1 protein-coding gene is annotated in these 601 nt (G+C 43.9%); it reads right to left on the bottom strand.

All coding sequences use genetic code 11. From position 1 onward, the window contains the following. Positions 1–392 precede the first annotated feature (392 nt). Positions 393–601: hypothetical protein (locus HT737_RS31540; protein WP_220459634.1), on the bottom strand; the 209-nt coding region annotated here is incomplete at its 5' end.

The following is a 601-nucleotide window of genomic DNA, read 5'->3' as shown; positions in this document are numbered from 1 at the left end:
GGTGTTTTCCTGAGAGCTACAGTCACATTCACAGCTCAATATATAACTCTGGCTCCTGATATCAAACTTCGCCTTTGGAACGCCATCAGAACCACAGAAGTTCTCAGAAATAGCCACTGAGCAAATATTGGTATCAGGATCGCATGCCAGCTTTTTCCCTTCGCTCCAACGCTGGAGACGAAAAAAAAATCAAAATAATAAACCAAGCGAAATTTAAAGCTCACAGATGTCACCCTCTACGATTATTCCGTAATTGCCATTTTCTCGCGTGGCAGTATTGCCACTCATTGTAGCGGTATACTTTTGCCCCTGAATGATTCCCATCCGGCGACTGAAGGCATCGGCCCTATACGCCTCTGAGGCTTTTTCCGCTCGTTTTTTACAGACAAAAATCAGTAGCTCTTTTGGGTAGTAATATTAGCACTAGGGAACTCGGTTCTAATAAGCTGCTCCGCCTTCGCGAGATGATTTTGCTGAACACACAAGTCGTATAGCGCACAGTAAGTACGCAGTTGAATTTTCACCATCAGATTCGGTGCCAATTCGCGCATCAACTTGATACAAGACATCACATTCTCATTATATTTCGCCGCATGATTCA

It is taken from the genome of Pseudomonas sp. MD195_PC81_125, assembly GCF_014060985.1.
Lineage (GTDB): Bacteria > Pseudomonadota > Gammaproteobacteria > Pseudomonadales > Pseudomonadaceae > Aquipseudomonas > Aquipseudomonas parakoreensis.
This window is presented reverse-complemented; position numbering and strand designations above follow the sequence as displayed.